Origin of the sequence: Bdellovibrio bacteriovorus str. Tiberius, assembly GCF_000317895.1 — a bacterium.
In the GTDB taxonomy this organism is placed as follows: domain Bacteria; phylum Bdellovibrionota; class Bdellovibrionia; order Bdellovibrionales; family Bdellovibrionaceae; genus Bdellovibrio; species Bdellovibrio bacteriovorus_F.
Genome location: NC_019567.1, coordinates 2453017 through 2477250, shown reverse-complemented (window position 1 = coordinate 2477250; position 24234 = coordinate 2453017). Strand labels below are relative to the sequence as shown.

The window sequence follows — 24234 nt, the reverse complement described above, 5'->3', positions numbered from 1 at the left end:
TATATTGGCGGAAATGACGCTAAAATGCCTACATCAGGCGACGCTGTGTAGCCAGATAAAACAACCAGGCACCTTTTTAGGCTGCGGAAGGGAGTTTTTTGTCTTTTTGGAATTCGGTGATGTACGGGACTTCGACGAACAGGGTGGAGCCTTGTCCTACGGTGGATTCAACCCATACGCGGCCGGCCAGCTCTTCAGCGGCGACTTTGATGGCGTCCATACCCACGCCTCGGCCCGAGATGTCCGTGACTTGTTCGCGGGTCGAGAACTGACTGTCGAAGATATGCTGAATGATCTGCTGATCGGTTTCAGCGGACACATCCAAGCCCTTGCCGGCAAGCTTTTCGCGAATGCGGGCCGGGTCAATACCACCGCCGTCATCTTTGATTTGCACCAGCAACCAAGACCCTTGGGAATTGTGATTCAGACTGAAAGTAACATCCACCTGGCCTTCGGCAGGTTTGCCGATATCCACGCGGTGATCCGGCATTTCGATACCGTGATCGACAGCATTTCTGAAAGCATGCACAAATGTCGAGAACAAACCGCTGTAAATTTCCGGAATGACCATCAGGTTTCCGTTATGAATCTTCAGTGGCGAAACCATTTTGTCTGTTTGTTCTGCCACTCGCAGCATCACATCACTGTAAGGCTCGATAAATCCAGTGACAGGCTCCATCGCAAGTTCCAGCAACAGTTCCTGCGCCACGGCACCGCCTCCAGGCAGTGAGCCCACTTTGCGGGCGATGTGGTTTAGTTTGCTGATAGCGACTTCGATCTGACGCTCTTCCGGCAGGTTCGAGCTTCCCAGAATCTCTTTGGTCTGATCCAGGAACTTGTGGAAGAACTCTTCCACTTCAAAGCATTTGCCACGAAGGGCGATAAAGGCGGGGTGAGTCCAGGACTGTTTCAGTTCGGCCAGCAGTCCCTCGGCCTGATGGCAGGCTTCGGCAACATCTTTGATCGAAAACAGCGCGGCGCCGCCTTTGAGCGTGTGCAGGCTGCGGAACAGCTCTTCGGTGTCGTAAGGACCGTTGTCCTTGCTGACTTCATCACGCACCTCACCCAGCAAGCCTTGAGCTTCCTGGATGAAGCGGTGAATTTCACGTTTGGATTTGATCATGTGGATGATCAATTTTGCGTGTTCTTTTTCGCGTTCGGCTTGTTTCTGAGCTTCGACCAGCGAAGTGATATCAGAAGCTACAACAACAACACCTTCCATCGTGCCTTCGTTGCTGCGAAGGGGATGGTATTCAAGGGCGATGTTGCGCTCTTTGGTGTGCGGGTAGGTTTCAGGTCCAAGGCAGGACAGGTCTTCAAAGGGCAGCATTTCCATGAACAGGGTCTGCATCCATTTTTTGAAGCCTTCAACTTTGTTTTCTGGAAGTTTCAGCACATCCCAGATCAGCTGACCGTCCGGTTTGCATTCCACCGTGGCTTCACAGGCCTTCGAGGACACATCCAGGATTTTTCCTTCAGCATTAAATATAAAGAAGCCCTGGCCCAGACTGTCCAGCAGGGCGGACATGGTTTGATTCAGACGGGACAACTCGCGCGTGCGCTCGGCCACCATCTGTTCCAGGTTTTTACTGTAGTTTTCAAGCTGAACTTTGGCTTCTTCAAGGGCGGAAATGACGCCTTCTTTTTGTTCCAGTTCAGCGCGGTATTTCTTCTGTAGACGTTCTTCCAAAGTCACGTCACGCACAAAGACAATCCAGTTCTTGTCACCCATGGAATCAAAGATCGGCTGCAGTGTGATCTGCACCTTTCCTTCTTCTGCGTGAAGGGCTTTGAAATTAACCTCTTTATACGGAGTCGCATCCGATACACCAATCAGATTGTCCAGAGCTTCAATGGGTTCGCTGAATTGGAACAATTCATTGAACTTCATGCCTCTTGTGATCTTGCGGATGGAAAGGCCGGCCACAATGGCGGCGGTTTCATTGCAATAGACAACCTTTTGATCTGCGGTCAGAACAAAGACGGGCTCTAAAAGGGTGTCGAAGAGGGAGTACTGGATTCTCATTTTACGAAGGTCTCATTCTTCTGGTGATAAAGGGTGAACTCACGTTTTTCCGCCCACTCGGACATTTCGGCATCGCCTTTGGCTTCGGCACGAACTCTCCAGTAGATTTTCCCCAGTGGAACCTTTTCCTTGATCAGGAAGCGGTTGCCAGCCAAAGATTTTGCAATCAGTGTGCGCGAGAAATCCGGTTTGTCGGAAATCTCGATGCGATAGGAAGTTGCGCCTTCCACCTTTTTCCATTCCAGCCAGATGAAGGGTTCCATCTCGGTCTGCAGGAAAATAGAGGCGTTGTTGAATGGCTCCATCAAAGGTGGTGCCACCAGTGGGGTGCGGAAGGTGTAAAGAACTTCCTGAATATTTGAGAACTCTGTCAGTGGTTTGTTGGCTTCATCCAAAGCCTGCACACGCACCACATAGTTGCCCGGATCCTGCAGCGTCAGACTGCCACCCGTGGCGGAGTATTCCAGTTGTTGAGGAGCCGTGAACTCTTTTGATTTGTCCACTTGTACTAAATAGGCTTTAGCAAACGGCACTTCGCTCCAGCTGATCGGGGTTTCTTTTGGTCCCGCAGCCTGGCCGATGGCGTTGATGGTTTTTAATGGATTCAAAGTCAGGCCGCCGACGCTGACGTCGATCGTTCCCACTTCACTGAAGTCGCTGTTAAGTCCGTTGATGCCTTTGGCTTGAACGCGGTAATAGTGTTTACCCGGGCGGAACTGAGACCACGCCACCTGATTTTGGGTGATGTCGTACTTTTCGGCTTCGGCAAAGTTCATGTCCTTGGAAATCTGCAGTTGATACCCTTTGCTTCTAAGAACCGGCTTCCACGCAAGCTTCGGAGCTTCCGGCGATGCTGGATTTCTTTCGCCGGTGGGTGCCTTGAAATCGACCTTTTTAGTGATCAGCACTGGCTTGTTTGGGCGCTCTTCTTTATGGGCGGCCAGATTCAATGTGAAGGACACAGGCTCAGACCAAGGGGAAACATTGTTCGCGGCTGTTTGGCCCTGAACACGCACCCAGTAAGTTCCGCTTGGCAGACGAGGAGTCACTGCCGCCAAAGAATCCGTCTGACCATCTTTAATGATCTGCTGGAATTCCGGATCGGCTGCCACCTGCCAGGTGAAGTGTTTTAGCTGGGCCATGGCTTTCCACTGAACTTCCGTGGTGGAGGCCAGTTCTTCCTGAGGTTTCACTTTCAGTTCCAGATTGATTTGGGCGGATTGAACCGGGGTCACAATCTGTGGACCGGCCAGGTGAGTGATGCTCATGCGCTGGGCTTGGGAAACAACGCCCACTTCGCCATTGCGATCATAGGTTTTCAAACGCCAGAAATAAGGACCCGGTTGCAGAGGTTCTGTCACCGCGACTCTTTGTTCGTTGGTCATTTTTGAAAGGGCCACAGAGCTGAAGTCTTCCGTCGGGGAAACTTCCAGTTCATAACGGGCGATATCACCTTTGCCCTGCCATTCAAATGGCAGTGGATCGTCCGGATTCACACGAAGCCAATTCATGTTGTCCGGAGTTTTCACAAGCAAGGTTGGTTTTTCAACCGGTTTGATGTCGCCGTCTTTTTTTACAGCGACGACAGCATTTTTAGGCAGTTCTTTAACGGCCTGTTTTTTCTTGTCCGTATACTTGACGTCACCGGAAAGCAGTTTCAAATCAACCGTGCCGCTGTGGGCTTTGTTGAATTTGATTTTAGGCTTTTCCTGTGTGTTTGTAGCCGAGCCTTCCAGTTTGAATTCTTCGGTGCCGGATTTGATTGTCAGGGACGAGCCTTGCGCCAGTTCACCGACCAGGTTTCCGTAACGCAGATCCAGATTCATCTGACCGTTTTTAAGATTCAAAGTGATCAAAGAATTTGGTTCGATGCGAATCTGGGTTCCATCCTGCAACTGAATAGTGGCTTCGGAACGATCACCTGTGAAAATAGAATCATTTTGGAAGACATTGTCTTTGCGCGATGCCGGAAGCCAGCTGAAAGTATCCAGATTTTTTCGGCGCACGTCGTTCTGAGAAACAGCAACGGAGCCAATCAGTTCCAGTTCGCCGGTATTTGATTTCGGGAATAGCAAAGAGTCATCGTACAGGAAGTACGAGAAGACCATGAGCACAAGCAGGGCTCCGGTGAAGATCATTTTTTCTGTTCGTCCAAAGCGCGACATAAGACTCCTGCTCAAACCTTATCGGTTGGAAATGACAAGAGATTTACAGACCTTAGGCTAAGTTATGTGAGAATTTGTTTTCGGCCAGTTACGGAACAGGCATACTGGAGTCGTGAAAAAACGTGGATTATCAATTAGATACAAGATTCTTCTGTTACTCACTTCGTTGCCACTTATTACACTTACAGTGTATTTGGTTTTGGCGCTGAAAATTTTTGAAGACGATAAGATCGCTTACGTCTTTGATTCTTCCAGCAGCATGTCCGGAACCATGGCGGCTCAAATTAAGACACAGTTGAATGCCGTGCTTGGAACGACCAAGCCGATCTTTCAGGATTACCTGAGTCAGCAGAAATTTTCTTCCGTGGGCGAGTCCATCTTCCAGAACGAATTTAATCTGGAATCCATTGTGGTCTTTAAGCCTTCTGCAACGGGTGCCTATGAAAAGGCCGCGGTGCTTGAGAAAGTTCCGAATCAGACAGACGGGGTGCTGAGCAGCCTGCAAGCCCAGATGTCCGGCTACTTTGCCGAAGTCGAAGCCACCCGACGTGTGGTGAAGGTGCCATTCAGTGACGACCGTGTGTTCATCATGGAAAAAGTCAGCGATGAAACCAATACCCGCAACACAGTGTTTTTGGTTATCGTGAAGATGAGCGAAGCGTCCGAGATGTTCCGTGCAGCGATGTCTCAGAAAATGTATCTGATTTCCTCTGACGGGACCGTTTTGTTTGGTCCGGATGGAATGCCGGGGCAGAAGCTTCAATCCACCGTCAGTCCGCAGTTCCTGGAAGGCACCAACAAACAAATCGCGCAAGGGGCCGAGACCGATCGTTCGGTTGATGGCAAAGAGCTTTTGGTTTCTTTCTCGCGCGCGGGATTTGGTGACTTGATTGTCGTGACCACAGTGGAAAAGGAAAAAGCCCTGGGGGCCGTTCAGATTCTGATCCGAAAATCTTTGATCTTCTTCGGTATTCTGATTTCCGTGACGGTGATTTTGAGTCTGTTTGCTTCCAGCGGTTTGACTCAAGCTTTAACACAATTGTTTGATGCGACCAAAAAGGTGGCGGAAGGGGACTTCAACATCCGCGTTGACGTGAAGTCCAATGATGAAGTCGGAAGTCTGGCTGACAATTTCAATATCATGGCGGCGGAAGTTTCCCGCCTGCTGGATCAGACGGCAGAAAAAGCGCGAATGGAATCCGAGCTGCAAACCGCAAAAACCGTGCAGGAAACCCTGTTCCCGGAAACGCAGGCCAAGATCGGTCCGTTGTCGATTGCGGGTTACTATGAACCGGCCAGTGAGTGCGGTGGCGACTGGTGGCACTATTGTCAGATTGGCAACAAAATCTTCCTGTGGATCGGGGATGCGACGGGGCACGGGGCGCCGGCAGCATTGATCACCAGTGCGGCGAAATCTGCCTCCACAATTATCGAGCGTCTGAATATCACTCCGGCCAAAGCGCTGGAGCTGTTGAATCGTTCGATCTATGATGTGTCCAAGGGCCGCATCATGATGACGTTCTTCCTGGCGTCTTTTGATCTGGAGACAGGCGAGCTTGCTTACTGCAATGCTTCGCACGAGGCGCCGTTCCTGATGAAGAAAAATGAGGGCGGCACACTTAAAAAGAAAGACCTTGTTCCATTAAATGAAGTGAACAATCCCAGACTGGGACAGGCCCGTGATTCGGTGTACGAACAAACAACCATTCAGGTTGAGCCGGGAGATCTGGTATTCTTCTATACAGACGGTATTCCAGATATCCAGAACCCCGGTAAAGAGGCCTGGGGCGAGCGTGAATTCATCAAGGCCCTGATTGCGGCTAATAAGGATTTCCCGGGCGTAAATGACTCGGTAGAGCGTTTCGCGATGAGCTTCCAAGCCCATCGTCAAGGCGCGCCCTTAATCGATGACGTCACGTTTTTTGTAGTGAAAAATGAAGGTCTTAGTTAAAGTTAGATTTTGCGAACGAGGAGATTGGAACTATGGGTAAACTCGATGTGAAAATGAACAAAGCCGCAGATAAGCTGACTGTCCAGATGGCAGGCACTATTGATGAGGACGTTGATTTTTCTCAGTTCAGCCTTGGCGGCAATCCACAGATTGAAGTGGAGCTGAGCGGACTGAAGAGCATCAACTCCTGCGGTATCCGTGAATGGATCAAGTGGATGGGCACAGCGGGCCCGGCTCAAATCAGCTTCAGCAATTGCCCGAAGGTGATTGTGGATCAGATCAACATGGTTGATGGCTTCCTGCCAGCTTCCGGCAAAGTGAGCTCATTCTTTGTCCCTTATTACAACGATGACTCCGGGTCTGAAAAGAACGTCCTGTTCCGTTATGGGACAGAGTTCAGCGAAGGCAACGTGAATCCTCCAGCATCCGTAAAAGATGAAGAGGGGAACGAAATGGAAATGGACGTCATTGAGTCGAAGTATTTCAAATTTATTAAGAAGTAATCCACCGACAAAGGTCCAGTTCTTGGGGCGGGTGCTGTATAACAGCCCCGCTTTTTGCTTTTATCCTAAATGGAAGGGCCTTTAGAGCCGACAAGGAAGCGTGGAATCAGGCAAATCTAAGATCTTGATATTGGAAGACGACGAGTCGGTCAGATCGGCCTTAAAAGAAATTTTAAGCCGCGCTGGCCACGCCGTTTTTGTCGCGTCCCGTCCGGACGAGGCCAATAGCATTTTCGCCAGCAATTCCAATATCGAATTCCTGTTCTGTGACTGCTTGCTGCCACAGATGACGGGCCTTGATTTCATCAAACAAGCCCGCGCCAATTATCCCAATGCCAAATTCAAAGTCGTTCTGATGAGCGGTATTTATACCGACAAATCCTTCATTCAGGAAGCGACTCAAAGCACCCAGGCCGTGGCTTTCATGAAAAAGCCATTCGATATGGAGCAGGTGCTGAAAATCGTGAAAAAAGAAGAGGCTCCACGCCGCGAAGAATCCAGCGCGCGTAAGCTGCTTTATCAGATGTTCGCCAACCCAACAGTGACCAACCGCCAGAAAAGAAAGGTGATTGAGTCCATTGAAGAGGTGAGCGGCTTTGACTTGCCATTCCTGTATTCTCTGCTGGTGGAAACCAAGAGCGGTGGTTATCTGAATATCTATAATGCCGATGGTTCCGTGTCCGGTATCTCGTTCTGTAACGGGAATATCGTGGGTGTGGACGTGGATGACAAAACCACCTTCCTGGGGGAGATGCTGATCCAGAGTGGTTATGCGACCCCGCAAGACGTGCAGGAGGCTCTGCGTGTTAAAAATAACCGCCGTATCGGTGACTATCTGATTCAGAACAACCAGCTAAGCCCCCATGCCTTTGATCTGATCCTGATGGAGCAAATGAACATCCGTCTGGTGCGCACGATTGTTGATCAGAAAATCCGCGTGAATTTTGCATCCGCGGAAGTTGAGATGAGCAATCCAAGTATCGATGCTGACAGTCTGTCGTACTATCTGCATGACTGGATCGCTTCCAAGATCTCTATTAACTGGCTGAAGTCCCTGTATGTGATGTGGTCCGGTAACATCATCGTGAAAAGTCCGACTTTCCGTGATGATCATCCGGCCCTGAGCATGTCTTTGGTGAAATCCCTGGAAGGCCTGCCGGTGAAGCTGAACAATCAGATCACTCTGACGCAGCTTCTGGACATCAAAGGTTATAATGAAGTGGCGGTCTATAAGGCCATCCACTTCCTTTTAACCAAAGGATTGATTGTCTTTGCCCAGCGTGCGGCCTTTGCAAGCCCGGCTGAGCAGTTGAAAGTCATCAAGAAGATCGCTGCTGAACTTGAAAACAAGAACTCATACGAAATCGTGGCATACATGGAAACGGGGACCGGGGGCGGTTCTGCTGAATCCATGCTGTCTGACTTTATGACTTTGCTGGGGGATGAGCCGGGCGATACAGCTTCGGAAGTCTACACCCAATGGCAAAAGGTGCGCACATTGGCGGAAGACGCCATGAACGCCTCCAAAGACACCAATAAAATCGATCAAATCCGTCAGGCAACTCAAAGAAATGAAGCTGAAGCAAAACTTCGCGCCAATTCCTTGATGGAAGAAGTTAAAAAAGCCCTGCAATACACCCAGTTCGCGAAAGCGCTGGAGCTGCTTGCCGAGGTGAGTAAGCTGAACCCTCAAACCCAGCAGCTGCACTTGTACAGCTCTTGGGCAAAACTGGGTTCGGTCGAAGTGGCCAAAAAGAACTTCGTTCTGAAAGAAGTGGAACTGGAGCTGATGCAGGTTCCACCGGATGAACGTTATGACACGCTTTTCCCGTTTGTGATTGGTCTGTTCAATAAAACCAAAGGCGATATGGTGGCCGCGCGCAAATCCTTCGAGAAGAGCGTGGCACTGGATCCTTCCTTCATTCCTGCTCGTCGGGAAATCTCTGTGTTGGCGGCTGCCAATAAAAAACAAGACGTGTTCAACGTCGACCTCAAGCAAGTCGTTTCAGGCTTCTTCAAGAAAAAATAGATTGGTGAAAAGCGCCCATTCGACTGCGTTGTCGGGGGACCTTTTTCGCTCCGACGTGCTTGGAGCACGCCTGCGCTTCAAAGGGACCCCTCCGCCTTGCGCCTGGACACTTTTGACCAATCTTCCTTCGATGTATTTTTGAAGGGCAGAGTCTTAAGGCCCTCAGTCCGGCAATTGTTTTCAGTCGACTTTTCTCTTTAAAGAATCCCGAAACAACTGAGGTCTCTGTCAGTGGGTTTCGCAGTTGAAAGATGCATTGGGATTAAAGCTTTTCTCTGAGGGAAATGATCAAATATTTTACAGAAAAAGGAACATTCAAAAAATGTTCTTTAAAGTGTCTAAAGCGTTGATAAGACGCTCAATCATTATGACGCGAATGTTGTAAAAGTATGGAGATTTTAGTTGCGACTTGTAAACATGAACGTAAGCAAGGAGTCGCACGATGAACTACGGAAGAGTCTTACTGTCCCTGAGTTTAGTCGTTCTAGCAGGATGTCAGAAAAGCGCTTTGAGTGAAGGTTCAGCAGATACTATGGAGGCGGCAAGCTATTGTGCGGGTCAGCTTTCAAAAGCATCCAGTGAAGACGTTCGCATCGTCGGTAAATCAGCTACAGAGGCAGGAAGCACTGTCAGCTACTCCTTGGATCAGGCCGGGAACTGCGTCAGCAGTTCTGATGTCACATGGAAGGTGGCTGGGGTCAGTCGCACTAAAACTTCTTCGTCCGGGATGACGTCGACGTTTAAGTTGGCTGGTACCTACGTGGTGACGGCGCAGGAAAAAACTGCTGGATCTGAAGATATCTCCCTTTCTTTGGTGACGACGGTTGTGAAAGAGGATCTAAAGATCTCTGGGCCACAAGCCGGTTTTGTTTTTAATCCTATGAGTTTTGAACTTGTGATTCCTTCCGGTTTGGATGCTCAGTCCATCGTTTGGAACTTTAATGACGGCACTGCGACTGTCAGCAACGTCAGAACAGTTGAACACTCTTTCTTTAATGTTGGTACATATCAGGTTCAGGCCACAGTGACTGATGCTGATGGCAAGGTCACAGTGGCCAGTCATCGTGTGACCGTGATGACGGTGATTGATGATATGGACTGCTTGGAAGACTTGCGTATTTCCGGTGCCAACGAAGCGAAAGTTAAAATTGCTACGATGATGCACGTTTATCTGCCAGTGTGTCTGGTAAATAAAGTCGGTGCTGTTCGCTGGAACTTCGGTGACGGTGGTACGGCGGCTAATCAGTCTGTGACTCATGCTTATCAGGCGGTGGGCACTTATGCTGTGACGGCGACTTTGTATTTGGGTGACAATCAGGAACCTTGGGTGACTTTGGATCATTCCATTCGAGTGATCGAGGATCTTGATGTTGAACCGGAACCAGAGGTTCCAGTGGATCCGATGGCTTGTACTGTTGCGGGTGCAACACGTGAATCCCAGGGTGAGCTGAGCTCTGAAGAAGTGGCCTGCGGTGTGAATGGTAAAAAGGTTGTTTCTTACCGTGACCGTGTGGTTGAAGAATGTAAGCTTGTGGTTGAAAAACTGAACTGGGTGGAAGTGTCTCGTACCAAAGAGATCACCAACGAAGGTTCTTGTGAAGGCCAGTCTTGTAAATTGCCTGATGGCAGTCTGCTGGCGCACGGGGCTTCCCAGGTTCTTTATTCCAGTTCGACTCCAGTGGGTTCTTGCGCGAGCGTCAGCGAATCCCGCACTTGTACTAACGGTGTTCTGTCCGGTTCCAGCACTCACAACCAGGTGACTTGTCACGAGGGTTGCGGCAGCTTCGGTTCCCATGGCACTGTGAAAACCGGTGTGATCACAGGTGAAACGAAAGTTCCATTGAAATGTTCCTTCAATGAAGAAGGATTCTTTGACCTTTATAATGAAATCTCGGATCAGACTTGTACCGATGGTCAGATCATCAGCTCTAACACTCGTCAGGGCACGATGAAAGAAGCCGGTAAATGTCCGGTTTACAAATATGTTCCTACTGACAAGTTCACAGCTTGTACCGCGGATTGTGGCGGCAAGCAGAACCGTATCTTTGTCTGCGTGGATGATAAAGGTGTGACGGTTGATGACAGCCGTTGTGCGGACCAGGTGAAACCAGTGGAAGAGCGTCTGTGTGACGCAAACCCTGAAGCGGTTCGCAGCCAGTCTTCTGTAACAACCATCGAAGAAGCCAATTCATCTGCGACCTGTCCGGCAAACCAAATTGGTGTGATTGTTAAAACCCGTGAGGTTGTCACGACCAAGACCATGGCTTGTATCCAACACTCTGTTCAGTTGGAAAGCGAAGTGGCGGTTCCAGGTGCCTGGGTTGAGGAAAAGTACTGCCGTGACTACGTGGCTAGACGCTGTTCTCACGACAGCTTGAGCAATACCGAAGCCAAAGGCCGTTATGACTGGATGGTGAAATGTCAAAACGAGTTGCCAGTAATCAAGGAGTTCCTGACCAACTTTGCCAATGTGACAGTGACTGTCGGTGGTAAAAAAGTGGGCTTGGGTTCTGCGGGTCAGGAAATCTATGCGACCTTCATGGATCGTGCATACAGTCCTGAAAAAGCATGGATCGCTCCGAAGAAAGCCAATGCTCCATGTACAATGCCTGCGACGGCTTACGTGGCGACAGTGTGCGTGTCTTCATGCGCGACTCCAGAACAACAGATCCTGGCTGAAGAGGTCGTTAGCAAAAAGCTGAAATACATGTCCTTCTTTGATGCTCTGACTTCCCAGTCCCCTTATGTTGGTACAATGCAGTCCGCGGATTCTTTGAACAAGAATGCGGTTGTGAAAACCAAAGTGGATCAGTGGGTGACAGAGCTGGTGGACGGCGACCACGAGATTCTGGTCTTCAAAATGAAGTCCGGTCGTGAACTGCGTGTGACGAAAAATCACCCGGTCCTGAGCCAGGACGGTTCCATGAAAGTGGCTGAAGAATTCAAAGTTGGCGAGTCCCTGGTTCAAAGCGGTGGAACACTGGATGCGATTGTTTCCATCAACGAGATCAAGTACTTCGGTAAGGTGTACAACGTGTTTGTTCAGTCCAATGCGCCTCATAAAAACGTGGTGCTGATCAATGGATACCTGAACGGATCGGCATTCTTCCAGAATGCCGGTGCGAAGGAAATGAACAGAACCATCTTCCGTAACAACATGACCCGTGGAGTGTTTGGCAAATGAGAATCAGAACACTAGTGATGCTATCAGGTGCGATAACTGTCCTGGGTGTGGGTTTGACCGTGATGACTGAAAAGAGCAAACCAGAGACGGAGTCCCAAGCGGCTCCGACTCAGGAAGCTCCGGCGGCAAACCCCGTTGAAACTGAAAAAGAGACCGCCATCGCAGCAGGGACAAAACCTGCTGCGATGGACGTGATTACTTCTTCCCAGCCGATGCCGGTGGTGTTTAAGGAATTCAAGCAGGCCAGAGATCTTAAGAAATATGCGGATCTGAGCCGCAAGGCCCTGTTGCTTGAGCCTGACAAGATCGTCAAACGACGTCTGCTAAAAGACGAAGACTTTCTGAAAAGCCTGGAGGCTTTGTTAAAGACTGCTCCTAACGATGAAGAATCCCAGCAGATGCAAAACTCGGCTTTGGACTTTGTGTTCGAAGCCCTGAACACCGATATGAAATCCGCCGCGATTGAAGTGCTAAAAAACGTGGTGGCTGATGCGACTGTGGAAAACAGCGCTGTGAATGAAATGGATCGCAAAGTGCTGGCAGGGGTGAAGGCAGAAGCTCTTCACAACTGGGCGGCCGCAGATCCCTCCGCGGAATCCAGTATCAACAGCCTTCTTCCTGGCCCCGTCAGTCAGAAGATCTGGGCGAACGTAAAACATCAGCATGAAAGCAATCTGGGTGAATCCGCGATGCTTCAAGCGGGGCAATAGTAAGCCAAAAAAATTAGAGCTTCACCGTGTAAATGCTCGCTTTGGAATACACTTTCAAATGTCCCGCGCCTCTGACAGGTCCAGTATCCAAGTACAACGTCGGCGCCAATTCGCGGCCTCCGGCGGTGGCAGCTCCTTGAATCGTGATATTATTTTCCCCCTCAATTAAGAACTCATCAGAAATGAATTCAATCTGTTCTTCAAGTTGCAGGGTTTTATGGGGAATGAACTCCAACGTGGTATTATCCATAATGACGGTTTTCGCGTTAATGACAACGCTTGTATGTTCGATCTTGTGCTTGCCACAAATTTTCAGGGTGTCCACGGTCAACTTGGCTGGCAGCTGTGTGATGTCGGTGTCTTCATTGCAGCCGAAGGACACGATGCCTTCGTTTGCGCTAAAGTTTCGAAGGTGGACTAGGGACCCTGTCAGTATGAGGTGATTTCCCGGGCTTGATTCACGTTCAAATTCCACTGAAATCTGCTTGGGCAGATCCGGAGATCTTCGATTGACGGCTGCATGTCGAACGACGACCAGGCCTGAAATCCCAACCTTGGGACCAGAGTAAGATTTTTTGATATCAGCCAGTTCTTCAGTCGTTGGGGCGCATGCGGCCAGCGTAAGACTTATAAGAGCGTAAAGAATAGATTTGGATTTCATATTTTCTCCTAGGACCGCGGGTTCAATGCTTTGCTATAAGTTTTAAAGTGTTCGGTTTGCGAGTCAGGGGTCATTCCGATCTTTTCTGCTACCTTTTGCGACCGTATGTTTCGATGGGTGGTTCTGATTTTGACTTGCTTCCAACCTCTGTCCGCCATGGCCATCATCAGAATTTGGAGGCTTTCTTTTACCAAACCTTTACCTTCTGACTCTGAATCCACCCAGTATCCGAATTCAAAACTGCGGGCTAGGTAGTTCAGTGAATGGATGGATATAGCTCCTGCGAATTCTTCGTCCTTAAAAATCTGAAAATGATAAGCCTGTCCAGCAGCCCACAGCATGTCGGCTTTCTGTGAAAAGTTCGTTTGGTCCTTTAGGCTGTTAATCTGTACCGGCCAACTTAGGAACTCTTGCAGTCTTTCTTTTTGTGCCTGTACTTTTTCAAAAACAATTTTAGCGTGTCGTGCGTCTTGCTTTCGAACAGAGATACCAGAATGACCGAAATGAATATCCGCCGGTGGCAGGGGGAAGAACTTAGCGGATTTCATTAGAACCAAGCGTGTTCGCGCGGGGAATAGAACTTTTCCTTGCGATCGTCTGGAATCTCTTCTGATTCTTTTTGTTCCAGGCGTTTGTTGTCGTGGGCATCAGCTTGGCTCCAAGAGTTGGCAGCAAGCTTTTGGCTTTGTTCAGGCTTGTTGATCAGCTCCAAGTCAGCAGCCTGAGCGTTGGAAGCCAGCAAAAGACCGATAAATGCGAAAAAGATAGCTTTGGATTTCATGTTTTCCTCCTCAGGAAAGTGTTGTTGCGAGGAGGTATTGCGTGTTCCGTGCCGGCAGGTTTATGGGCTATAAACCGCTTAAAATCGATCTAGCGTCCGGATTGTCCGGTTGTGGATTCTGAATTCTGGGAATTCGGACGAAAGGGACCTTTACTTGGTCCCGGTCTTTTTCTGAGCTTCCGCGCCTTTAGGGGCAGCAGCTTTGGCTGGGGGATGGACCTTCAATTTACTGATTTCTTTCACCACCGATTCGCCCCAGGTGGCCGAGTCTTTCGGGCCATAATGAATGCCGTCGGATTTGCCACCGGGATATTTCGTCAACTTGGTGGAATCAATGAACTGACAGTTGTTGGCGTCAGCCCAGGATTTCAGTTCCTTCACACCCAGTTCAAGATTCTTTTTGAAAGGATCTTTTTTCAGATCTGGAGGCCCCACCCAGATGCACGCAGAACCCGCGGCATGGATCTGCTTCATCATCTTTTCAACGTGGGCTTTTTCGCTTTTGATGTTGCCAGGGCTTGCCAGGAAATTCGTTCCCAGTGTGATCACGGTCAGATCGGGTTTCGTAGCGGCAAGTTCTTCGCCGAACGAGGGCAGGCGGTGACTGGTCACGCGGGTTTCTTGTCCTTTGGCGTTCTTTTTCCAAAAACCACAGTTGGTGCTTTTAAAGTTTTCAGAACTGGTTGTCCACGTGGACGGGGACGAGCCACAGCTGGATAAAGATGTGACCTGAGTGTCGCCCTTTCTAAAGTGCGCATCCAGCACCGAACCATAGCGGCCGTAAGCGTGGGAATCGCCCAACAGCAAAACGCGCGAAGGACCTTCGGCAAAGGCCGATGAGCATGAAAGCAAAACTGTAAAAATCAAAAGTGTGCTTTTCATAAGGTCCTTCGTCAGAAACTAAAACTTCCAGTAAAGACTTGTCGACAGGCCGATTTGCATGTCTTCCTTGCCGGCAGATGGGTCGAACTTATAATCCGAAACATCCACGCCATAGCGCCAGAACCACTGGTTCGCGAACTGCAAATAAGCCTGCGCCTTCAGATTGTAAGCGGACTTCACTTTGAAATCGCTTCCGGAAGAACCTGCATAGTATTGCACCTTGTATTCAGACCAGTCCATGAATGGTCGCAACCAGCGGCCCGGCTTTTTGATGATATAAGCCCCCAGCCCGTATGCTGTGGCACTGGAGCTTTCACCCGCCACCATTTGCAGCGGCACCGTAAGGCCCCAAGTGGCATCAACCAGGTTAAAACCTTCCTGAGCACGCCACATCAATTCCACTGTCGTCAGATCGACCTTGGCGGTATCGTCGTTTTCAGTCAAATGCTGCTGGCGCTCGATGGACAAGCCCCAGTGGAACCTTGACCAGTCTGAATTCATCCATAGGAAGTTTTCAATCCACCACTGGAACTCAATAGTGCCAAAGGCAATACCAGACGGAGTTTGATATCGAGCCCCCAAGCCCAAACCGAAAGGCTGACCACGGAAGACGTCATTGCCGGCAACAAACGTGTGGCTGTCGGCAGTCACAGAAAGATAGCGGCGGTTTTCAACCCCGGCTGGGATGTCATCAATGGTCCAAGCAAATTGATTCTTCTTAGTGCCTTCCAATTTTGCGGCCTTGTCGGAATCAAGTACTTTCACCGTGACACCTTCTGGTGCCACCCCTGCAAAGCTCAGGGACGAAGAGTAAGTGCGCACGGCCGAACGGTTGGAAAGATAAGGACGGTTCTTTTCACGTGGCAACTGACCACGGATATAGAATTCCTGGCGCATTGGGATGTCGCCATCGCCTTTCAAATATAAAACCGGTCGGGATTTTGGCAAAGAGATCTGCCAGTCGGTCGCAGAAAGCTTTTTCACTTTCTTGGCATCCACGGGTTCGGCACCGGAAGCGGTCAGAATCAGATTTTCACCATCATCAGAAACAACCACGTCTTTGAAGTCCACGTCTTTTTTACGGGTTTCAATTTCCAGGAAGGCTCCAGATCGGGTGGCCGCTTTAAACGCCACGTTTTCGCTGCGATCATTCAGATAGATGATCCCCTGATTGCCCACGACCTTGCCATTGATTTCAATTTGTGAAGCTTTCTTGGTGCTGGTGCGGGCTTTCACCGCCATCTGGCCTTGCTGTGAACTGAGGTAAAGTTCGTTCGAGCAAAGATACAAACGAGTCTCTTCACTTTCACGGTAAATACAGAACGTCATGAACGGCAGATACTTCATGTCGTCGACAAGATTGTTTTCGATTTCCTCCACCACGAATTCTGCTTTTTCCGAACGAAGGTCTCCTTCTTCGGCAGGCAGGGTGTCGGTGGTGACTTTGACGTTGTTCTTGTCCAGAACGGCGTTAAAGATGGCTTTGCCGGAATTATTTTTTACCGCCAGCTCGCCATCCTTGATTAATCCTGCGGGCCAAGAGAAGCGAATACGGTAAGAGCCTTTTTTAGACGGAGATGGTTCCACCTGAAAAGTGACTTCGGTTGTATCAATCAGGATGTCGCCGACCTTCAGGCGGTTTTCATCCATCAAGGTGTATTCAAAGCGCTGAGGCAGAACCTGCAGATTGTTTTTGTCGGCCTGAAAATACATGGGCTTCAGGCGGCTTGTGCGGGTTTGTGCCGCCACCGGAAGGGCAATTGAAAGACTTAACAATGCAAGCAGGGCGGATTTCATTACAGTAGCTCCTTCTTGATTTCTTCAGCGCTTTTATGGGCCATGATCGCTTTGATCACAGCTAAGGAAGTTGTCATCTTGGAAAGGAAGTCGGCGTTGTGAGTGATCACCACGCGGCGGGGATGTCCGTCCCAGGCGTTTTTAATGCGATCATTCAGGTCCCAGGCTTCCTGATAGGTTTCGGTGCGGATGGGATTTGAACCGTCATAGTCATCAGCCGCCGCAGTATCCAGATGGATAACCCAGTCATAACGGGCAAGTTCTTTTTCTTTGGTGGTGTTCATGCTGGTGAAAAAATCACTTCCCAAAGATGTCGGCCAGTAAGCAGCACTGTCCAAAGACCCACGGTCACAGACGATCAGGCTTTTTTGGCTGACGTAAGAAATCATCGCTTCCAGTTCGAACTGAGTTGCATAGATCGCTTTTTGTGCATGCACGACAGTCTGTGGATCTTTGTAACGGGGGAAACCTCCGCGATACAAAATACTGGCCGCTTCCGGCACGATGGCACAGCGCTGGCCCAGCTCTTTTTTCAGAGCTTCGATAAGTGTGGTTTTTCCCCCTGAAGGGCCTCCGGTGATCGCGACTTTGACGTATGAATTCATACCTCTATGGTCCCTAATAAACGGTCCTTAGGTCAAAACAAAAAACTAGAGCATATAACGCAATCGGAAGGCGATCTTGTACAGGATTCTGGTCAGCCATGAAGGAGTGGCAAAATCCTTTTCTGAGGCAGGTTTGGAATTTTCGATGTCCATATGCCATTGCTCCAGCATGTTTTGTAAAAGCGCCGGGTCTTTCAGAATCACTTCGACCTCAAGATCATGCAGGATACTGCGATGATTCAGGTTGAATGAGCCCACAAACGCTTCGTTGTCGATGATCATCGTTTTGGCGTGCAGAATGGATTTTTGATACTCAAAAATCGGGATCTGGCGCTGGATCAGCAGGCGGACGATATAGAATGCCGCCCATTTAACCATCGGGACGTCAGACTTTCCGGGAATCAGCAGCTGCACATCGACCCCTCGGTGCGCGGCCTTCAGTAAAGCACGCAGCAGGGATCGTCGTGGCAGGAAATAGGCCGTGGTCAGGTAAATGCGGTTTTCAGCATGGCTGATCCGGCGAAGCAGGTCGCGATAAAGTTTTTTGCGCGTGCGCTGGGTGGTGTTTAATCGAAGCACACTGTGGGCGATATCTTCATTGATGCGCCAGCGTCCGACCCACGTCAAAAGGCCTTTCATAAAGGTGCGCAAATATGAAATTTGAAAAGCCAAAACCAGGCGCTTCACCGGTTCGCCTTCGACCCAAACGCCGGTATCCCGCCAGGCTTTGTCGCCGACGAAGCTTGCGCAATGTTCCTGGGTGAAATTCATGCTGCCCAGATAGGCGCGTTTTTCATCGACGATCGCAATCTTGCGGTGGGTGCGGCGATTCAGGCGTTTGAAAAGCAAAGACCCGCGCCAGGAATATTTCAGTACAAACTGATGTGCCCAAATCAGCGGATACGGCAGCGGATGAAAAACCCGAAGCTCCAGGCCGTTGTCCGTGCAAAAGCGGTCCAGATAAGGGATTGTGGTGTAGGAACCAAAACCATCGACAACGATTTTAACGGTGCAGCCGCGCTCGCGCGCGTTTGTCAATTCCTGCAAAATGGCCTTGGTCAGCTTATCTTCAGCAAAGATGTACGATTCAATAGTGACGCTACGACGAGCCTGTCTTATATCTTGGGAGAGACTTAAAAAAAAGTCGTCACCTGAGTGAAAAATTTGAACTTGGCTCCATGACTCCATATGTCGCAATTGTTCATTAAATTATTAAAAAAGTCGACAGCAAAGCAAGGGGGAGGGCACACTCACTTTATGGCATTAAGCAACATATCTCTGGACATCAAAAGTCTTAAAAAATTCCTGACGGGAAGTCTTCTGGTCCTTGCCTCCTGCGGGGCAACATGGGCTCAGGCTGCTTTGCCGTCCTCTAAAACCACGGTGATCTATTTCGGTCAGAATAAGGCTGAAGATTTCGAATTGAAGATTAAGCCTGTATTTGCTGACTTTGTGAAGTCCTGCAAATCCTGCGAGATTCTGAATTACACTCCTTATACTAAAGAAGGCGAAGTCGACATGGCTTCCCTGCAAGATCGTGTGGAATCCCTGCCGGACAACGCCGCTTTTGTTTTCTTTGATTTCAACATGAGAGCCAACGAAGCCAACAAAGAACTGGTCGAATTTCTGAATAAGAAAGCCGATTCGGGTCTTGTTGTCGTGGGTGCTGCCGGTGGCCCGGGCCCTGCGGAGGTTTCCAGTCCGTTGAGTCGTACTGTCCTGGGGCAGGTTCATGGTGCATTGATCATCGGCGAGCTGGGTGAAAGAGACCGCTTGTTCCCAGTGATCGGGTTCTATGGCCCGGAAATGCTGACGGCTTTGCGTGCTCCGCGCGATATCGTGGGGCAGGGTTACAGCCCGCTGATTTTCACTGCAAACTTGGCCAGCAACTGGCAAAAGCGCACGTCTTCTGAGTGGGTGGAGCACTTCCGCAGCAAGAAGTTGAAAACCCGCAAGCTGTGGCTTGATCTGGGTGACTTGTTCTAGTTAACGACCTGGAAACAGTTCGACACGATCCCGGTATTCTGCCGGGATTTTTTCTTGAAGCAGGCGTAAAGCCTCTTTGTCTGAATATCTGCTGGATGCATGAATAATAACGATTTTTTCGCTCTCGATGTCTTTAAGGCGCGGGATGATTTCGTCAATATGGGTGTGACCCCAGGTTCTGGCGTGCTCGACGGACTTTTTGTCGTCCAGATAAGTTGATTCCATGATCAGGACTTTGCTTTGGCGAACCCAGGGGCGGGAATCCAAAAATTCGATCTGGGTGTCACCGGTAAAGCTGACCACCGGGATGTTGGTGGTTTCGTTGACCTCAAGACCCTGACGGCGCAGGTCCACGATCTCGTCCTGTTTCAAGCCCAGATATTCTTTTTTCAGTTTCTTGTGAACTTCAAACAGAGTGTAGCCGTAGGACTCGATGCGGTGGGTGGTCGGGAAGACCTTGATAAAGGCCTGCGGGTTCAGCGGGATTTCGTCATCGGCTTTAACCGGGATGAACTCGTACTTGTACTGGTGGTTTTCAATCTGCTCCCAGAGTTTCATGATCTTATCCAAAGGTTCCACCAGCGTGCCCGGCATATAGAATTTTCCGGGTGGCATCGAGTTCATCGCTTTCTGCGAGATGATGTACGGAATCCCAGCCGCATGGTCTAGATGGCCGTGACTGATAAAGAATTGCTTTAAGTTTATCAGGAACGGATAGCCTTGTGCGACATCAAAGCTCAAAGAGAGTTCGGGCATGGAAATCGCCGTGCGGATTCCTGACAGCGACAGTCCATGGAACTTGTACTTGTTGTAACTCCAACTCTCTCCGGCTTGAACTGACATACGATTACATGCAGCGGGCTACGAGGTCGTGACCAATCCACGCCACCGGAGCTTTTGGAGCCCAGGAGTCGTGAAGCATCACATAACCACAGGATTTAAACACCACTTCAGACAAAACTGCGGTCAGCAGATTCTTTGGATCTTTGTGCATATCAAACAATGCATCTGAATTTTTCAGCATGTACTCCATTTGATCCTGACGGGAATGCTGAGGCCATTTGTCGAACTTGGTGAATTCCAAAGTCAGATCATTGGTCAAGTAGTCGTCAGTGGTTTTGATGATTTGTTCAAGTGTTACGTCATCTTTTAGAAGCGCTTTGCAGTCGTTCAGAACCTGCTCAGCGTGTTTCTTGTCGCCAGCGTCTTTATGGATAGCTGCGATCAAAGGGTAAAGTGATACTTCAACACCCTGGAAGATCGAGCTTGAGTTCGTCAAAATCTCTGGGCAGTTGTAAACGCAGCAGTGAACGCCTTGTTTGGCGAAGTCTTCGGCGTGTTTTTCAAGCGCCATTTTTGCCCAACCCTGGAAGTAGCACGTGTAAGTTTGCCACTTGTACTGACCACGGATCAGGACTTCGGCGCCATGGTATCCGTAAGCTGTGTAAGAAACGTGGCTGCCGGAAGCTTCCAGTTTTTTGCGCAACGGGGTGGAAAGATCAATCAGGTGCTTGAAGGTATCCGCGGTGACGTCCTGGAAGTTCTTCAGGCAAAGCTTGCCGATTTCAGAATCCATCAAAGCCTGGGATGAAATGTGGCGGTCCCCGGTGCCTTTGGCAACGCGGTTCAAAACTGGCATGATCACTTTTGTGCGCGGAACGCCGCCGGCCATCAAGTGTGCAAACAACACATTGGCACCTGCCGGGATGTACTGTTCCAGCTCTTTAAGGAAAAGTTCGGTGTTCTTTTTGAAGCGAGCGGTGCCGTTTTTCTGGGATTCTTCAATGGAAGCCCAGTCCAAGTTGACCTTGTCCCATTCGCTCATTTTAACGCCTTCCAATTGCTGGCAAGGAGTCACGCCTTTGGAGTCTGGTTCCATGTCAAAACCGGCTTCCATCGGCACGTTGATGAATGGACGAGGGATGTTGGCAGTTTCTTCTGCATTTAAAGCGCGCAAAGAACCGTCTTTTTCACGGCGGCCGACAGTGGCACGGACAATGGTCATTCCACGGCGTTCAGCTTCTTCAACCAAACCATTGGCATATCCGCGAGTGAATAGTTCGCCGAACAAGACCAGGACATCGCCTTTTTTGTACGGGCTCAGGGATGGCTTCTCGTTCAGAGGGAAAAGTTGCGTCATAAATACCTCACTCAAATAGAAAAAAAACATACTTGTCCTCTCTGCCAGCGGGGTCAAGTTTTGACTAGAGGCAGTTCAAAATACACCGCAGGGTGCTTATGTTGTGGGCCGTTTTTATTGCTTTGGGCGCTGGGGGGCGTTTAGAATGGCGTTTTCGGAGGAATATTGTGCGAGTTGTTAGTATGGTTCCGTCATGGACCGAGACACTTTTAAAAGCCGGCGTTCAGGTTGTTGGACGCACGCGTTTTTGCATTCATCCCCCGAAGCAGATCACCAATATTCCGATCGTGGGGGGCACCAAGGATGTGTCATGGGATCTGGTGGCGGATTTAAAGCCTGATTTAGTTCTGCTGGATCAGGAAGAAAACCCCCTGGAAATGGCCGAAGAATGCCCGGTGCCTTATCTGGCGACCCATGTGCATTCTCTGGAATCCCTGCAAAAAGAGCTGGCCCGCCTAGGGGAGCACTTTCAAAATTCGCAGTTGATGGAGATGTCCGTGGAGGCTTTGGATCTGGTCGAGGCGCCACCGCTGAAATGGGATATGCAAAAGATCCCGGGCTTTTTGGAGTGGGTGCGCCCGCCGGGAAAAAGCTATGACGAGGTCCTTTATCTGATCTGGAAAAAACCCTGGATGAGTGTCAGCCGCGAAACCTACATTGGTTCGGTGCTGGAAAAGCTGGGCGCCAAGGTGGCCGCATTTCCCGAGGGCGATAAGTACCCGGTGGTGGAACTGGAAGACTTCGGCAATGCCTTCTATTTGTTTTCTTCTGAACCGTTCCCCTTCCAAAAAAAGATCGCGGATCTGAAAGCTCTGGATATTGATGGCGCCATCGTCAACGGGGAGTCTTATTCCTGGTTCGGTGTTCGCAGTATCGAGTTTTTGAAGGAAGCCTATCTCCAGAAGTAGGTCTGGTGTTTTCGAGTTCTCAGTGACAGTTGCAGTTGTTGATATACAATAAAATCTCACGATTTATTGGAAGGAACTGTAATGACTGTATCTTCTGTGACTGCCCGGGCTTCAATGCTGGCTTTGACAACTATTCTTACGGCTTCATGTGCTGAAAAAAGCCAGGCGCCGGAATCTTTGACCTTAAAAATGATGCGAATGCAGGCTGAAACCAATTATCAGTCCGAGCTTGCGCAAAAAGATCTGAAATCAGTTAAAAAAGTTCAGCGTGTGGCCTTTGTCTGCTGCGCGCATCAACAACAGGAACAAAATCTGTGGCAGCAGGTTTCGGCGAAAAATCCCGATGTCGTGGTCTTTACCGGCAACAGCGTCAGTGCGGTTCGCTATGACGAAAAACCACTGGGTGCCCAGTACAAAAAGCTGGATCAAATTGAAGGTTACCGTCAACTGCGTGGCAAAGCGCCTTTCATGGCGGTGTGGGACGGACTGGATTTCGGTCTTCGTCACGGGGACTCGGGCTTTGAAGGCAAATACGAAAGCCGCGAAGCTTTCCTGAACTATTGGAATTACATCCCGAAACTTCAGCCTAAATCCGCCAAGGGTGTTGAACACTCGGTGATTTTGGGCGCTCCAGGTCAGCGCGTGCAGATTATCATGCTGGACACGCGTTTCTATGCGACTCCGTGGCTGGACACTGGCGTGGATGGCGAGTTTAAGAAAAACTGGAACCGTTCAGATTCCTTGTTGGGAACCGGGCAGTGGAGCTGGCTTGAAAGCGAACTTCGTAAAGAGGCTGAATACCGCGTGATCGTGTCTCCGCTGCAGATGGCAGCCAACACTGGTGGCCAGGAACGTTGGGGCTTGTTCCCATTGGATCGTCAGAAGTTCTTTGATACTTTACGCGCCACTAACGCCCAAAAAGTGGTGATCGTCAGCGGCAATCGTGGTTTTGGCTCTGTCGGGAAAGTGGATCTGCTGGAAGGGTATGGTCCTCTGTATGATCTGACCGTGGGGCCGATGAACGGTGAAACCAGCCCGCGCGAAAAAGACTTCCACTATGTGGGTGGTGCTTTGGAAGCCTTTAACTTCGGTCTGCTGGAATGGGACTGGAAAGCCAAAACAGTTCACCTGAAACTGGTGGATGAAAGTGGTAAGACCGCGCAGGAAATGAAGCTGAGTCTGTAAATTTGAAGGCCTGAAACTAAAAACCCGCGAACTTCGCGGGTTTTTTTATTTGTGGCCGGCTTTGGCTTTTTGGTATTTGTAGGAAGCCTTTCGATGCAGCAGCTTTTCATAAAAGGCACTCTGTTTGTCGATGCTGGCGGCAAGCTCTTTGGACTCAACTTGACGGCATATGTTCAGCGCGTGCAGGGTATCTTCCGGATCGTACTTGTTCTGATATTCGCCGGTGACGCTGTTCATCTGGCGCAACAGCTCTTTTTTGATCAACGCAATGGAATCCGGATCCAGCTGAGCTTTCGGGGTTACCGCCTGGGCCTTGGCTTCCTTGGTGGTATCCTCGAAAGAAACGTTGCCGACCGTGCCGTCTTTTTGGAAGTTGATGGTGCGATAGAAGGGCTGACCTTTTTCTTCCAGTTTCACAGTCATGCTTTGGTTGGCGTATTTGTGATCCAGAACACTGACGGAATGATCCGTGATGAAATAGATTCTTTTTCCGGAAATAAGAGTGAACGGTGTGGGGGACGTGGTTTCCAGTTTAAAGGTGCGGGCGTCAGATTTGCCGTCCAGCGCTTCGTGGCAGGCGATGACTTGCGAAAGCTCCTGGGACGCAGAAGCGTGTATTCCAAACATGAACATGCCGGCAAACAGAACTATTTTCATGATTTCAGGATAAAAGGAATTCCCTAAGACGGCAAAGCAGTCGTGAGGGAATTCCCAAAATGAG

At 49.7% G+C, this 24234-nt stretch carries 20 protein-coding genes; 8 read left to right on the top strand and 12 right to left on the bottom strand.

Annotated elements, in window-relative coordinates; genetic code table 11:
* Positions 1 to 76 precede the first annotated feature (76 nt).
* A complete protein-coding gene (locus tag BDT_RS11815) occupies positions 77 to 2026 on the bottom strand; it encodes an ATP-binding protein (protein WP_015091477.1) in 1950 nt (649 codons plus the stop codon).
* A complete protein-coding gene (locus BDT_RS11810; RefSeq protein ID WP_015091476.1) occupies positions 2023 to 4191 on the bottom strand; it encodes a FecR domain-containing protein in 2169 nt (722 codons plus the stop codon). Before BDT_RS11810 ends, BDT_RS11815 begins: the two co-directional genes overlap by 4 nt.
* 199 nt (positions 4192 to 4390) lie before the next feature.
* Here BDT_RS11810 and BDT_RS11805 point away from each other — a divergent pair, with 199 nt between their 5' ends.
* From BDT_RS11805 to BDT_RS11785, 5 genes are all read left to right on the top strand, one after another.
* On the top strand, positions 4391 to 6142 hold the full coding sequence (locus tag BDT_RS11805; RefSeq protein WP_235046104.1) for a SpoIIE family protein phosphatase: 1752 nt from the start codon (positions 4391 to 4393) through the stop codon (positions 6140 to 6142).
* A 32-nt stretch (positions 6143 to 6174) separates the two neighbouring features.
* Positions 6175 to 6645: a hypothetical protein gene (locus BDT_RS11800; RefSeq protein WP_015091474.1), complete on the top strand. Its 471-nt coding sequence runs from the start codon at positions 6175 to 6177 to the stop codon at positions 6643 to 6645.
* 100 nt (positions 6646 to 6745) lie between these two features.
* On the top strand, positions 6746 to 8674 hold the full coding sequence (locus BDT_RS11795; RefSeq protein WP_041577765.1) for a response regulator: 1929 nt from the start codon (positions 6746 to 6748) through the stop codon (positions 8672 to 8674).
* Between the two features lie 442 nt (positions 8675 to 9116).
* The gene (locus BDT_RS11790; RefSeq protein WP_041577764.1) at positions 9117 to 11858 is read left to right on the top strand and encodes a PKD domain-containing protein; all 2742 of its coding nucleotides are present in this window, start codon (positions 9117 to 9119) and stop codon (positions 11856 to 11858) included.
* Positions 11855 to 12568: a hypothetical protein gene (locus BDT_RS11785; RefSeq protein ID WP_051026305.1), complete on the top strand. Its 714-nt coding sequence runs from the start codon at positions 11855 to 11857 to the stop codon at positions 12566 to 12568. Before BDT_RS11790 ends, BDT_RS11785 begins: the two co-directional genes overlap by 4 nt.
* A 13-nt stretch (positions 12569 to 12581) precedes the next feature.
* Here the strand turns inward: BDT_RS11785 and BDT_RS11780 are convergent, their stop codons facing one another.
* The 7 genes from BDT_RS11780 to BDT_RS11750 form a co-directional block, all read right to left on the bottom strand.
* On the bottom strand, positions 12582 to 13229 hold the full coding sequence (locus BDT_RS11780) for a hypothetical protein (RefSeq protein ID WP_015091470.1): 648 nt from the start codon (positions 13227 to 13229) through the stop codon (positions 12582 to 12584).
* A gap of 8 nt (positions 13230 to 13237) precedes the next feature.
* Entirely contained in the window at positions 13238 to 13777 is a 540-nt protein-coding gene (locus tag BDT_RS11775) for a GNAT family N-acetyltransferase (protein ID WP_148278816.1), read from the bottom strand.
* Entirely contained in the window at positions 13777 to 14010 is a 234-nt protein-coding gene (locus BDT_RS11770; RefSeq protein ID WP_015091469.1) for a hypothetical protein, read from the bottom strand. The genes BDT_RS11775 and BDT_RS11770 overlap by 1 nt, the downstream gene beginning before the upstream one ends.
* A gap of 150 nt (positions 14011 to 14160) precedes the next feature.
* Positions 14161 to 14892 carry an SGNH/GDSL hydrolase family protein gene (locus BDT_RS11765; protein WP_015091468.1) on the bottom strand — a complete coding sequence of 244 codons (732 nt, stop codon included), beginning with the start codon at positions 14890 to 14892 and terminating at the stop codon, positions 14161 to 14163.
* A gap of 18 nt (positions 14893 to 14910) precedes the next feature.
* Positions 14911 to 16689, bottom strand: a complete 1779-nt coding sequence (locus tag BDT_RS11760) for a hypothetical protein (protein WP_015091467.1) — start codon at positions 16687 to 16689, stop codon at positions 14911 to 14913.
* A complete protein-coding gene (locus BDT_RS11755; protein ID WP_015091466.1) occupies positions 16689 to 17294 on the bottom strand; it encodes an ATP/GTP-binding protein in 606 nt (201 codons plus the stop codon). The genes BDT_RS11760 and BDT_RS11755 overlap by 1 nt, the downstream gene beginning before the upstream one ends.
* A gap of 45 nt (positions 17295 to 17339) precedes the next feature.
* Positions 17340 to 18482 (bottom strand): phospholipase D-like domain-containing protein, encoded by a 1143-nt coding sequence (locus BDT_RS11750; RefSeq protein ID WP_080602391.1) that lies wholly within the window; start codon positions 18480 to 18482, stop codon positions 17340 to 17342.
* Positions 18483 to 18551: 69 nt separating this feature from the next.
* Here BDT_RS11750 and BDT_RS11745 point away from each other — a divergent pair, with 69 nt between their 5' ends.
* On the top strand, positions 18552 to 19280 hold the full coding sequence (locus BDT_RS11745) for a hypothetical protein (RefSeq protein ID WP_015091464.1): 729 nt from the start codon (positions 18552 to 18554) through the stop codon (positions 19278 to 19280).
* On the opposite strand, the gene BDT_RS11740 is transcribed toward BDT_RS11745, so the two are convergent.
* Complete coding sequence (locus BDT_RS11740) at positions 19281 to 20123, bottom strand: MBL fold metallo-hydrolase (RefSeq protein WP_015091463.1); 843 nt, start codon at positions 20121 to 20123, stop codon at positions 19281 to 19283.
* A 4-nt stretch (positions 20124 to 20127) separates the two neighbouring features.
* Positions 20128 to 21420, bottom strand: coding sequence for an enoyl ACP reductase FabMG family protein (locus BDT_RS11735; protein ID WP_015091462.1), 1293 nt, complete (start codon positions 21418 to 21420; stop codon positions 20128 to 20130).
* A 167-nt stretch (positions 21421 to 21587) separates the two neighbouring features.
* On the opposite strand from BDT_RS11735, the gene BDT_RS11730 reads away from it, so the two are divergent.
* Entirely contained in the window at positions 21588 to 22328 is a 741-nt protein-coding gene (locus BDT_RS11730; RefSeq protein ID WP_158320235.1) for a helical backbone metal receptor, read from the top strand.
* An 81-nt stretch (positions 22329 to 22409) separates the two neighbouring features.
* Positions 22410 to 23513, top strand: coding sequence for an alkaline phosphatase D family protein (locus tag BDT_RS11725; protein WP_051026304.1), 1104 nt, complete (start codon positions 22410 to 22412; stop codon positions 23511 to 23513).
* Between the two features lie 45 nt (positions 23514 to 23558).
* Here the strand turns inward: BDT_RS11725 and BDT_RS11720 are convergent, their stop codons facing one another.
* Positions 23559 to 24170 (bottom strand): hypothetical protein, encoded by a 612-nt coding sequence (locus BDT_RS11720; RefSeq protein ID WP_015091459.1) that lies wholly within the window; start codon positions 24168 to 24170, stop codon positions 23559 to 23561.
* Positions 24171 to 24234 lie beyond the last annotated feature (64 nt).